Consider the following 11693-nt stretch of genomic DNA (forward strand, 5'->3'; position numbering starts at 1 on the left):
GCGACCCCCAGGATTCTTCTGCACGGCCCAACCAGGGCCGTTCTGAGTACTACTGCTGTTCTCGAATACCGAGCGTCGCTCAGCTCGCCATGCGGCGGGCGGCGTCGTCCAGGCGGTCCGCGAGGGAGCCGTTGATGACCTCGTCACCGACCTGCACCCGGATACCGCCGACGACCTCGGGGTCCACGTCCAGGTTGAGGTGCATCCGGCGGCCGTAGAGCTTGGCGAGGGCGGCGCCGAGGCGCTGCTTCTGGCCATCACTCAGCGGCACCGCCGAGGTGACGACGGCGACCATGCGGTCCCGGCGCTCGGCGGCCAGCTTGGACAGGGACTCCAGTCCCGCTTCCAGGCTACGTCCACGCGGCGCGGTCACAAGGCGCGTCACCAGTCGCTCGGTGACGGGCTTGGCCCGGCCGCCGAGCAGCCGGTGCAGCAGCTCGGTCTTGGCCGCCGTACCCGCGGCGCGGTCGGTCAGCGCGGCGCGCAGCTCGGTGCTGGAGGAGACGATCCGGCCGAACCGGAACAGCTCGTCCTCGGCATCGTCGAGGGTGCCCGTCTTCTCCCCGGCCGTGAGGTCGGCGATGCTCGCCAGCTCCTCCAGCGCGTCCACCAGGTCGCGGGGCTGCGACCAGCGGGAGCGCGCCGTCCCGGCCACCAGGTCGGCGGCGGCACCGCTGACCTGGCCACCGATCAGACGCTGGACCAGCTCCGCCTTGGCCTCCGCGGGCTGCGCCGGGTCGGTGAGGACCCGGCGCAGGCCGGCCTCGCGGTCGAGCAGCGCGGTGACGGCCGCCAGCTCGTCCGCGAGCTGCCCGGCGTCCACGGACGTGGAGTCCGTCAGCGCGTCGAGACGCTCACGTGCGGCTGCCAGGGCCTCGCGGCTCGCTCCGTTCATCGCGTGGCCTCGGCCTTCTCCTCGAGCTCGTCGAGGAAGCGGTCGATCACACGGCTCTGGCGGGCGTGGTCCTCAAGGGACTCGCCGACGAGCTTGCCGGCCAGTTCGGTGGCGAGCTTGCCGACGTCCTGACGCAGCGTCTGCGCGGCGGCCTTGCGGTCGGCCTCGATCTGGGTGTGACCGGCGGCGACGATCTCCTCGCGCTGCCGCTGGCCCTCGGCCCGCATCTCGGCGATGAGCGCGGCACCCTGCTCCTGCGCCTCCTGGCGCAGGCGCGCGGCCTCGTGCCGGGCCTCGGCGAGCTGGGCCTTGTACTGCTCAAGGACGCTCTGGGCCTCGACCTTCATGGCGTCGGCCTCTTCGATACCGCCTTCGATCGCCGCTCGGCGCTCCTCCAGAACCTTGTTGATGTTCGGAAGCAGCTTCTTCCAGAAGAAGAAGAACACGATGGCGAAGGCGATGGTGCCGACGAGCAGCTCCGGACCCTCGGGAAGGAGCGGGTTCCCGCCCTTCTCCGGGGCCGCCAGCTGAACCAGGTTGGCGATCACATCAGTGCCTTTCGTCGATACGTGTGGGGTACGGAGGTCTTACTTCGTACCGAACACGAACGGCATGACGATGCCGATGAGGGCGAGCGCCTCACAGAAGGCGAAGCCGAGGATCTGGTTGGCGCGGATCAGACCCGCGGCCTCGGGCTGACGGGCGAGCGCCTGGGTGCCGTTACCGAAGATGATGCCGACGCCGATGCCGGGGCCGATGGCGGAGAGGCCGTAACCGACAGAACCGATGGAACCGGAGACAGCGGCGAGGGTCTCAGTGGCAGCCATGCTGAATCTTCCTTCTCTTTACGGACCGGTGGGGGTTGGCCACCGGACGACCAGGGGTGGGGTGGGGCTCAGTGGTGCTCGGCGAGAGCGCCCTGAATGTAGGAGCAGGCCAGCAGCACGAAGACGTACGCCTGGACGGCCTGGACGAAAAGTTCGAAGAGGATCATGGCCATCGTCATCACGAAGGAGACGCCGGCGGCCGGGATCATCCAGCTGTTCAGCAGGTACCAGGAGGCGACGGTGAACATCACCAGCATCAGGTGACCGGCGAACATGTTGGCGAAGAGTCGCACCGCGTGCGTGAACGGGCGGACGAGGAGGTTCGAGAAGAACTCGATGACCATGACGAGCGGGAGCACCGCACCGAGCGACTTGTCGTAGCCCGTCACGTTCTTGAAGAACCCGACGAATCCGTGGCGCTTGAAGGTCAGCCCCACCCACAGGACCCAGACGAGCAGGGCCAGCACCATCGGGTAGGCGATGATCGAGCCCACCGGGAACTGGGCCAGCGGGATCACGGACCAGACGTTCATGATCCAGACGAAGAAGAAGATGGACACCATGAGCGGTACCCACTTCTCGCCCTCGCGCTTGCCGATGGTCTCGTACACGATGCCGCGGCGCACGAAGTCATAACCGGCCTCGCCGATCATCTGCAGCTTGCCCGGGATGACCTTGGCCCTGCCGAACGCGGCCCAGAAGAAGCCGACCACCAGAGCGGTGGTGATGAGCGCGAGCAGCATCACCTTGTTGAAGTCGAAGCCCCCGACGGTGACGATCGGCTTGAACAGGAACGAGTGCAGACCCGGAGCCGGGAAGCCACACCCGTTGTCGGACATGATCCGACAACTCCAGTCAAAGGCGAGCTGGGTCTGGTCAGCACTCACCACGGGCTCCTTCGGCGTGACGCATGGGTACGGCAACCTCGTTGTGTCGGCGCGGCGCGCGGCCGCGGATCGGCACCGGACTGGTGTTACGGATGTGGGGGCGGCTGAGGGGCATCGAGCCTCGCGATCGAGCAGGCGTCAGCTCAGATGCCCGCGCCCGCGATGCCGCAGTTGGCACCGGACGATAGCAGGAGATCTCACAGCCCTTTATCCCGCCCCTACCCCTCACGACGACGGCCCTGTCTTCTCGGGCTTCTCACTCTTCGCGGAGTCCGGATCGACGTAGAAGATCTTGGCCTTCATGTGCGCGCGGGCCTGCGCGGCCATCCACACGACGGTGGTGACCACGATCGCCACGGCGAACGCCTTCGGATTGAAGAGGGAGGTGCCTTTGAAGACGGCGACGAAGATGAAGAGGAGCAGCAGCTGGGCCATGTAGAGCATGAGGCCCATCGCCTGGAAGAGCTGGGGGAGCGTTTTTGCCGTCCACTGCAGCACGTACAGGCCGATACCCATGAACAGGATGGCCAGTGCCGTGCCGACGGCCGCGCCGATCGCACCCTTGCCCCCTGCGACCGCTGCGCTCACGGCGACAGCGATCACGCCTGCGATCGCTGTGGGCACAGCGATCTGCAGAAGGTTCCGGGCGTCTTTGGACGGCATGGCGGCAACTCCGCTTTCACAAGGGGGCAGGGTGTCGTCATGGACGAGCGTAGTCCCGGGCTGAGTGATCGAGACCTCACGCCAATGGACCGTCGCACTACGGTCCTTCGGCTCTACCCCGGGTTCTCGTGAACCGTATCACAAACTATTTGATGAGGTCTTTACCCGCTGGGTGTGCTTGCTGTCACACATGAGAGTGACAGTGCCCGTCTGTGCAAAAACCGCGCCCACTTGTCTGGTATTGGGAGCTTTGCACTCCCACGAGTTGGCAATGCTCTCGTCAGATTCTTACCTGGTCCGTCTCAGCGACGATCAAGGAAACGCGAACGAGGGCCAATCGCGGTCGCCCCGTTGACGCCCGAGACTCCGGCAGTGACGGGGGCCCGTTCCCCGGTCTCGTGAGGGACCTGACGCGTCCCCTGCGGCTCACCGGCCTCCATGGCCACAGCGGCCTCGGCCGCACGGCGCCGGCGGCGGTAGCGCGGCGGCACGAACCGCTGCGCCCAGACCGGCACTCGCGGCGTGAAGCGCGGGAGCAGCAGCAGGACGAGACCGACCGCGCTGAGGAACACCACGCCGAGCACGATCCACATCGAGGCCGAGTTGACCGAGTACGCCAGCGCGCCGAAGGCGATCAGGGCCGACCAGAAGTACATGATCAGCACGGCCCGGCTGTGCGAGTGGCCGATCTCCAGCAGCCGGTGGTGCAGATGCCCGCGGTCCGCGGCGAACGGCGACTGGCCGCGCCAGGTGCGCCGGACGATCGCGAGGACCAGGTCCGCGGCCGGCACCGCGATGATCGTCAGCGGGAGCAGCAGCGGGATGTAGACCGGCACCGTCTGGTGCACCGCCGCCTTCTCCGAACCCGTGAACAGCGCGAGGGCGTCCGGGTCCACCTGGCCCGTGATCGAGATCGCGCCCGCCGCCAGCACCAGGCCGATCAGCATCGAGCCGGAGTCGCCCATGAAGATCCGCGCGGGGTGCATGTTGTGCGGCAGGAAGCCCAGGCACATGCCCATCAGGATCGCCGCGAACAGGGTCGCGGGAGCGGCGGCCTCGATGCCGTACGAGTACCAGATCCGGTACGAGTAGAGGAAGAACGCTGCGGCCGCGATGCAGACCATGCCGCCCGCGAGGCCGTCCAGGCCGTCCACGAAGTTCACCGCGTTGATCGTGATGACGACGAGCGCGACGGTCAGCAGGGTGCCCTGCCACTGGGTCAGTGCCACGTTGCCGACGCCGGGGATGGGCAGCCACAGGATCGTCAGACCCTGCATGACCATGACGCCCGCGGCGATCATCTGGCCGCCCAGCTTGATCAGCGCGTCGATCTCGAACTTGTCGTCCAGGACACCGATCAGCCAGATCAGGGCCGCGCCGGAGAGCAGGGCCCGCGGTTCGTTCGACTTCGCGAAGACCTCGTTGAGGTTGGCCAGGTGGTCCGCGACCAGCAGGCCCGCGCACAGACCGAAGAACATGGCGATACCGCCGAGGCGCGGAGTGGGCTCCCGGTGCACGTCACGGGCCCGGATCTCCGGCATCGCCCCCGCCACGATCGCGAACTTCCGTACCGGCCCTGTCAGCAGGTACGTCACCGCGGCCGTGATGCAGAGCGTCAGCAGGTATTCACGCACAGGCTTCCCCACAGGTCTCGCTGGCCATCACAGCCCCATACCCTAGCGATGGACGTATATGGATGGGGACTTCCGGGTAGCGACGATGGTTGCACGTGTGGCTGTGAGCCATGGCGCACATCAGGGTGTACGGGACACCGCCTACCCCCGTTCAGCCCGGATACGGCGGAAAATCGCCTGTGAGCATGCGCACCTCGTCCCGTGCCGGAGCCGGGTCGGTCGTGCCGCGCAGCACGGCCGCCATCAGCGCCGCGATCCGCAGCATCTCCGGCTCCCCCATGCCCTGCGTGGTCACCGCGGCCGTGCCCAGGCGCAGACCTCGGCCGTCGCCGTGCGGCAGCACACAGCAGTCCAGGACGATCCCGGCGGCGGCCAGCCGGCCGCGGGCGGTGCGGCCGTCCACACCGAGCGGGGCGGGGTCGGCGGTGATCAGATGGGTGTCCGTGCCGCCGGTGGTGACGGCGAGACCCTCGGCGGCCAGCTGACCGGCGAGCATGCGCGCGTTGTCGACCACCTGATGGGCGTACGAGCCGAACGCCGATGTTGCCGCCTCGCCGAACGCCACGGCCTTCGCGGCGATCGTGTGCATCTGCGCACCGCCCTGGGTGAACGGGAACACCGCCCGGTCGACGCGCTCGGCCAGTTCGCTCCCGCACAGGATCATCCCGCCGCGCGGCCCGCGCAGCACCTTGTGCGTGGTCGCGCACACGATGTCGGCGTACGGCACCGGGTTCGGCGCCACGCCGCCGGCGACCAGCCCGATCGGATGCGCGGCGTCGGCGATCAGATAGGCGCCGACCTCGTCGGCGACCTCGCGGAAGAAGGCGTAGTCGAAGTGGCGGGGGTAGGCGATGGAGCCGCACACGATCGCCTTCGGCCGGTGGTTGCGGGCGAGGTGGCGGACCTGGTCGTGGTCGATGAGCCCGGTCTCCGCGTCCACGCCGTACCCCACGAAGTCGAACCAGCGGCCGGAGAAGTTCGCGGGCGAGCCGTGGGTGAGGTGGCCGCCGTAGTGCAGGCCGAGGGCGAGGACGGTGTCGCCGGGGCGCAGCAGCGCGGCGTAGGCGGCAAGGACGGCCGAAGAGCCCGAGTGGGCCTGGACGTTGGCGTGTTCGGCGCCGAAGAGGGCCTTGGCCCGGTCGACGGCGAGCCGCTCGGCGACGTCGACGAGTTCGCAGCCGCCGTGGTGCCGGGCGCCGGGGTAGCCCTCGGCGTACTTGTTGGCGAGCGGCGAGCCCAGCGCTTCCAGCACGGCGGGCGAGGTGAAGTTCTCGGCGGCGATCAGCTGCAGCGTGGTCGACTGCCTCTGCAGCTCGGCCAGGAGGATCTCGGCCATCGCCGGGTCCTGCCGCCGCAGGGCGTCGGTCTCGAGGGTAGGGGTGACCGACATGGCGGGCTCCCGGGCGGTCGACGGTGACGTACGTCCAATGTAGGCCGGGGATGTGTGGGGCGCCCGGTAATGAAGCCGCACGAGATACTCGGGAGTTCCGCGGAGACGGCGGCTGCGGCTGTGTCGTGGCTTGTCGCTCCCCCATCGCGGCGGAGCGGCGATCGACCACAGCGCCGCGCCCCTGGACGCGCGTCGGCGTTACGCCCGCGCCGCGACGCCCGTCAGCGCCGTCACCACGGGATCCAGCGCGTCCCGTATCTCGTCGCCGATGGACCGGAAGAAGGTGATCGGCGCGCCGTACGGGTCGTAGACCTCGTCCGCCTCCGCGGTCGGGGCGAGAAGCCAGCCGCGCAGGGCCGCCGCCGCGCGGACCAGGGCGCGGGCGCGCATGACCACGCCGTCTTCCAGGGGCGGCAGCGTGGCCGGGTCTATGGCGCGGACCAGGCGGGTGAACTCCTTCAGGGTGAAGGTGCGCAGGCCCGCCGAATGGCCCATGGAGATGACCTGGGCGCGATGGTCGCGGGTCGCGGTGAGGACCAGGTCGGCCCTGATGACGTGCTCGTCCAGCAGCTCCCTGCCGACGAATCCGGAGGCGTCCGCGCCGAACTCGGCCAGCACCGTCTCGGCGTTGGCCTCCATCGGCGCGCCCTCGTGGCCCCAGGTGCCCGCGCTCTCCACGATCAGCCCGCCGCCGAGCACGCCGAGCCGCTCCGTCACGAAATGGCGGGTCAGCCGCTCGGTGATGGGCGAGCGGCACACATTGCCGGTGCTGACGTGGAGGATGCGGAAGGTGTCATGCGGAAAGCCGAACGTCGTCGTCTCCTCCGCGAGACGGTCCCCGATGCCTATGCCACGCCCCGCTTCAGGGGCCGTCAATTCGCCACCTCGAGGTCGGGTACGACCTTGCGCAGCTCCTCCGGCGACAGCGCGCCCTCGCGCAGCAGCACCGGCACCCGGCCGGTGACGTCGACGATGGACGACGGGACGTTGCCGGGGGTCGGACCGCCGTCGAGGTAGACGGAGACGGAGTCGCCCAGCATCTCCTGCGCCGCGTCGCAGTCCTCCGGCGCCGGGTGGCCGCTGAGGTTGGCGGAGGAGACGGCCATCGGGCCGACCTCGGTGAGCAGCTCGATCGCGACGGGGTGCAGGGGCATACGGACGGCCACCGTGCCGCGGGTGTCGCCGAGGTCCCACTGCAGGGACGGCTGGTGCCTGGCGACCAGCGTGAGGGCACCCGGCCAGAAGGCGTCGACCAGCTCCCAGGCCAGCTCGGAGAAGTCCGTGACGAGGCCGTGCAGGGTGTTCGGGGAGCCGATGAGGACAGGGGTGGGCATATTGCGGCCCCGGCCCTTGGCAGAGAGCAGATCGGCGACGGCCTCGGAGGAGAACGCGTCGGCGCCGATGCCGTACACCGTGTCGGTCGGCAGCACCACCAGCTCGCCCCGGCGGACGGCGGACGCGGCCTCGCGCAGACCCGTCGCGCGGTCGGTCGCGTCGTTGGTGTCGTATCGCCGTGCCATGTCTAGCGGGCCTCCTCGTACACGTAATGCGGGACTTCGGAAAACACTGCCTGGGGGGTGCTCACGGCAGCGCTCTGCGGGCGGTCGCGAACCGGGGGCGGTTGTTGAGGTCGGGGTGGTCGGCCGCGTCGGCCCAGCCCCGCTCCTCGGTGAAGATCCACGGCACCTGGCCGCCCTGGGTGTCGGCGTGCTCGATCACGACGACGCCGCCGGGGCGCAGCAGCCGGTGTGCGGTGCGTTCCAGGCCGCGGATGAGGTCGAGGCCGTCCTCGCCGGAGAAGAGGGCCAGCTCGGGGTCGTAGTCGCGGGCCTCGGGGGCGACGTACTCCCACTCGGTCAGCGGGATGTACGGCGGGTTGGAGATGACCAGGTCGACCTGGCCGTCGAGGTCGGGGAAGGCGGTGAGGGCATCACCCTGGCGCAGGTCGACCCTGGACCCCGCCACGTTCTTCCGCGTCCACACCAGGGCGTCCTCGGACAGCTCCACGGCGTGCACCCGGGAGCGCGGCACCTCCTGGGCCAAGGCGAGCGCGATGGCGCCGGAGCCGGAGCACAGGTCGACGATGCACGGCTCGACGACGTCCATGGCCCGTACGGCGTCTATGGCCCAGCCGACCACGGACTCGGTCTCCGGCCGGGGCACGAAGACGCCCGGCCCGACCTGCAGCTCCAGATACCGGAAGTAGGCCCGGCCGGTGATGTGCTGCAGCGGCTCGCGCTGTTCACGCCGGGCGATGACCTCCCAGTACCGGGCGTCGAAGTCCGAGTCCTTCACGGAGTGCAGTTCGCCGCGCTTCACGCCGTGCACGAACGCGGCGAGCTCCTCCGCGTCGTTGCGCGGCGAGGGCACGCCGGCGTCGGCCAGCCGCTGGGTGGCCTGGGCCACCTCCGCGAGCAGCAGGTTCACGCAAGTCCTCCGTGTGGTACTCGTACGTGCCTTTATGCAGCTGCCAGCTTCGCCGCCGAGTCGGCGTCGACGCAGGCCTGGATCACCGCGTCGAGGTCGCCGTCCAGGACCTGGTCAAGGTTGTACGCCTTGAAGCCGACGCGGTGGTCCGAGATGCGGTTCTCCGGGAAGTTGTAGGTGCGGATCTTCTCGGAGCGGTCGACCGTGCGGACCTGGCTGCGGCGGGCGTCGGCGGCCTCCCGCTCGGCCTCCTCCTGCGCCGCGGCGAGCAGCCTGGAGCGCAGGATACGCAGCGCCTGCTCCTTGTTCTGCAGCTGGCTCTTCTCGTTCTGGCAGGAGGCGACGACTCCGGTCGGCAGGTGCGTGATGCGCACCGCGGAGTCGGTGGTGTTGACGGACTGGCCACCCGGTCCGGAGGACCGGTAGACGTCGATCCGGAGGTCGTTCGGGTTGATCTCGACGTCGACCTCCTCGGCCTCGGGGGTCACGAGGACACCGGCCGCGGAGGTGTGGATACGGCCCTGGGACTCGGTCGCCGGCACGCGCTGCACGCGGTGCACACCGCCCTCGTACTTCAGCCGGGCCCACACGCCCTGGCCGGGCTCGGTGGCGCCCTGGCCGCCCTTGGTCTTCACGGCGACCTGGACGTCCTTGTAGCCGCCCAGCTCGGACTCGGTGGCGTCGATGATCTCGGTCTTCCAGCCGGCGCGCTCGGCGTAGCGCAGATACATGCGCAGCAGATCGCCCGCGAACAGCGCCGACTCGTCGCCGCCCGCGCCCGCCTTGATCTCCAGAATGACGTCCTTGTCATCACTCGGGTCACGCGGGACGAGCAGCAGGCGCAGCTTCTCGGTCAGCTCCTCGCGCTGCTTCTCCAGCTCCTTGACCTCGGCGGCGAAGTCGGGGTCGTCGGCGGCGAACTCGCGCGCGGTCTCGACGTCGTCGCCGGCCTGCTTCCAGGAGCGGTACGTGGCGACGATCGGGGTCAGCTCGGCGTAGCGCTTGTTCAGCTTGCGCGCGTTCGCCTGGTCGGCGTGGACCGACGGGTCGGCGAGCTTCTTCTCCAGATCGGCGTGCTCGGCGACGAGTTCGTCGACGGCCTCGAACATCTTGGGCTCCTGATACTGCGGGTGAAGGGCTGGCGGGCGACCAAAAACGCCGGTCCCGGGCACACCCTCTCGGGGTGCGGCCGTGGACCGGCGAAATGGGGCTCGCTACTTCTTGGAGCCGGCAGCCTTGCCGAAGCGGGCCTCGAAGCGGGCCACACGGCCACCGGTGTCGAGGATCTTCTGCTTGCCCGTGTAGAACGGGTGGCACTCGGAGCAGACCTCGGCCCGGATGGTGCCGGACTCGATGGTGCTACGGGTGGTGAACGACGCGCCGCAGGTGCAGCTGACCTGCGTCTCGACGTACGCGGGGTGGATGTCGCGCTTCAAGGTGTCTCCTAGGTTTCGGGAGGGCGCCGGGTCGCCGCCGCGGGGTGCGGGAGCGTGAACCGGAGCCGACGTACCAGTCTGCCAGGACTGGTGCCATCCACCCAAACCGGGGGTGCGGATGTTCTATTCCTGCGGGTGAGTGGGTGGCCGCCTCGGTACGGCCCCGCGCCCCTTAACCGCTCACCACGTCCTTGGCTTCGCCTGTGGCCGTGCCTTCGGTCGCCGCCTTCGGGATCGGCTGGTCGTTCTTCAGGGCGTCCCAGACCAGCCGGGCCTTCGTCTTCTCCACAAGGACCCGGTTGGGGTCGGCCGGGTCGTACTGGACCGGCATGGTGACCATGGTCATGTGCTTGGTGCTGATGCCCTTGAGGCCGTCCGCGAAGTCGATGAGGGAGTTGACCGAGCCGAGGTCGGAATCGGTGGTGACGGTCTTGGTGGCGGTGTCGGCGAGGTCGTACAGCTTCTTGGGGTTGCTGAAGACGCCGACGTTCTTGACCTGGTTGAGCAGCGCCTTGACGAAGGCCTGCTGGAGCTGGATGCGGCCCAGGTCGGAGCCGTCGCCGACGCCGTGCCGGGTGCGGACCAGGCCGAGGGCCTGCTGGCCGTCGAGCGTGTGGGTGCCGGCCTGGAGGGTCAGGTGGCTGTTCGGGTCGTCGATGCTCCTGGTCGTCGTGACCGGGACGCCGCCGAGGCCGTCGATGAGCTTCTGGAAGCCGGCGAAGTCGACCTCCAGGTAGTGGTCCATGCGGATACCGGTGATCGACTCGACGGTCTTCACCGCGCAGGCCGCGCCGCCGGTGCCGTAGGACTCGTTGAACATCGCGCCGGACACGGCGGCGTGGGCGGTGCCCTTGCTGTCGGTGCAGGCCGGGCGGTCGATCAGGGTGTCCCGCGGGATGGAGACCACGCTGGCCTTCTTGTGGCCCTCGTAGACATGGACGATCATCGCCGTGTCGGAGCGGGCGCTGCCGTCGTCGACGCCGCCGCCGAGCTTCTTGTTGGAACCGGAGCGGCTGTCCGAGCCGAGGACCAGGATGTTCTCGGAGCCGTTGTCGATCTTCCTGGGCCGGTCGTTGCCGAGGGCCTGGTCGATGTCGACGCTCTTGATGTTGCCGTTGAGCTTGAAGTACACGTACCCGAAGCCCGCACCGCCCAGTACGACCACACCGGCGACCGTCCAGGCCGTGACGAGCAGGGCCTTGCGGCTCCTGCTGCGGGCCTTGCGGCGGCGGCCCTTGCCACCCTTGCGGGGACCGGTCTCGCCCGGCTCGGATATGACGGGCTCCGGCGTGCTCTCGGCGGACACATCGCTCCTAGGTCTCGCGGTCGGTTACCCCCTGCTTTCAGGGTCAGGCGCGGTCAGTACCGCTCCATCGTCGCTCCGTATGGTCAGACGGAGAAACTCGGGCAAGAGTTGCACAAGGCAGCGTGCCCACCGCGTACGGCGCCGGGCACGCTGTGTAGTCGTTCCGGGCGGGCGCACCCCGCTCACCTGCGGTTTCAGTCCCAGATGTCGTCGGCCTGGAATCCGGTA

13 protein-coding genes are annotated in these 11693 nt (G+C 69.1%); all 13 read right to left on the reverse strand.

Annotated features, from left to right (window positions below; all coding sequences use genetic code 11):
* Positions 1–79 precede the first annotated feature (79 nt).
* Positions 80–895, reverse strand: coding sequence for a F0F1 ATP synthase subunit delta (locus AV521_RS37380; RefSeq protein WP_076095089.1), 816 nt, complete (start codon positions 893–895; stop codon positions 80–82).
* The gene (locus tag AV521_RS37385; protein ID WP_076095091.1) at positions 892–1443 is read right to left on the reverse strand and encodes a F0F1 ATP synthase subunit B; all 552 of its coding nucleotides are present in this window, start codon (positions 1441–1443) and stop codon (positions 892–894) included. Before AV521_RS37385 ends, AV521_RS37380 begins: the two co-directional genes overlap by 4 nt.
* A gap of 39 nt (positions 1444–1482) precedes the next feature.
* A complete protein-coding gene (locus AV521_RS37390) occupies positions 1483–1722 on the reverse strand; it encodes an ATP synthase subunit C (RefSeq protein WP_053670587.1) in 240 nt (79 codons plus the stop codon).
* A 68-nt stretch (positions 1723–1790) separates the two neighbouring features.
* A complete protein-coding gene (gene atpB / locus AV521_RS37395) occupies positions 1791–2561 on the reverse strand; it encodes a F0F1 ATP synthase subunit A (RefSeq protein WP_076095093.1) in 771 nt (256 codons plus the stop codon).
* Positions 2562–2834: 273 nt separating this feature from the next.
* Entirely contained in the window at positions 2835–3272 is a 438-nt protein-coding gene (locus AV521_RS37400; protein WP_076095095.1) for a hypothetical protein, read from the reverse strand.
* Between the two features lie 302 nt (positions 3273–3574).
* The gene (locus AV521_RS37405; RefSeq protein WP_076095097.1) at positions 3575–4906 is read right to left on the reverse strand and encodes an MraY family glycosyltransferase; all 1332 of its coding nucleotides are present in this window, start codon (positions 4904–4906) and stop codon (positions 3575–3577) included.
* Between the two features lie 151 nt (positions 4907–5057).
* Positions 5058–6296, reverse strand: coding sequence for a serine hydroxymethyltransferase (gene glyA / locus AV521_RS37410; protein ID WP_076095100.1), 1239 nt, complete (start codon positions 6294–6296; stop codon positions 5058–5060).
* A 198-nt stretch (positions 6297–6494) separates the two neighbouring features.
* Complete coding sequence (locus AV521_RS37415) at positions 6495–7172, reverse strand: protein-tyrosine-phosphatase (RefSeq protein ID WP_076095101.1); 678 nt, start codon at positions 7170–7172, stop codon at positions 6495–6497.
* On the reverse strand, positions 7169–7816 hold the full coding sequence (locus AV521_RS37420) for an L-threonylcarbamoyladenylate synthase (RefSeq protein WP_076095103.1): 648 nt from the start codon (positions 7814–7816) through the stop codon (positions 7169–7171). Before AV521_RS37420 ends, AV521_RS37415 begins: the two co-directional genes overlap by 4 nt.
* 61 nt (positions 7817–7877) lie before the next feature.
* Entirely contained in the window at positions 7878–8723 is an 846-nt protein-coding gene (gene prmC / locus AV521_RS37425; RefSeq protein ID WP_076095105.1) for a peptide chain release factor N(5)-glutamine methyltransferase, read from the reverse strand.
* A gap of 32 nt (positions 8724–8755) precedes the next feature.
* Entirely contained in the window at positions 8756–9832 is a 1077-nt protein-coding gene (prfA, locus tag AV521_RS37430; RefSeq protein ID WP_076095108.1) for a peptide chain release factor 1, read from the reverse strand.
* A 105-nt stretch (positions 9833–9937) separates the two neighbouring features.
* Positions 9938–10159: a 50S ribosomal protein L31 gene (gene rpmE / locus AV521_RS37435; protein ID WP_030740744.1), complete on the reverse strand. Its 222-nt coding sequence runs from the start codon at positions 10157–10159 to the stop codon at positions 9938–9940.
* Positions 10160–10331: 172 nt separating this feature from the next.
* Positions 10332–11465: an LCP family protein gene (locus AV521_RS37440; protein ID WP_076095110.1), complete on the reverse strand. Its 1134-nt coding sequence runs from the start codon at positions 11463–11465 to the stop codon at positions 10332–10334.
* Between the last annotated feature and the right edge of the window lie 228 nt (positions 11466–11693).

This window comes from Streptomyces sp. IMTB 2501 (assembly GCF_001953885.1).
Taxonomy (GTDB): Bacteria; Actinomycetota; Actinomycetes; order Streptomycetales; family Streptomycetaceae; genus Streptomyces.